Raw genomic sequence first — 223 nt, 5'->3', positions numbered from 1 at the left:
TCGGGTGTGTAAGTGTAGCGATACATTGAGCTAACCGATACTAATGAACCGTGAGGCTTAACCTTACAACGCCGAAGGTGTTTTGGCGAAGAGACAGATTTTCAGCCTGATACAGATAAGATTAACCGGCGAAAAGCGGGTTAATAAACAGAATTTGCCTGGCGGCTGTAGCGCGGTGGTCCCACCTGACCCCATGCCGAACTCAGAAGTGAAACGCCGTAGC

1 rRNA gene is annotated in these 223 nt (G+C 49.8%); it reads left to right on the top strand.

What is annotated here, in order from left to right:
* Positions 1-157: 157 nt before the first annotated feature.
* Positions 158-223 (top strand): 5S ribosomal RNA (gene rrf / locus KQJ18_RS24555); the annotation flags it as partial.

This window comes from Citrobacter sp. S55_ASV_140 (genome assembly GCF_018919505.1).
Taxonomy (GTDB): domain Bacteria; phylum Pseudomonadota; class Gammaproteobacteria; order Enterobacterales; family Enterobacteriaceae; genus Citrobacter; species Citrobacter werkmanii.
The sequence above is the reverse complement of the archived record's forward strand: the minus strand, read 5'-3'. Positions and strand labels throughout refer to the sequence as shown.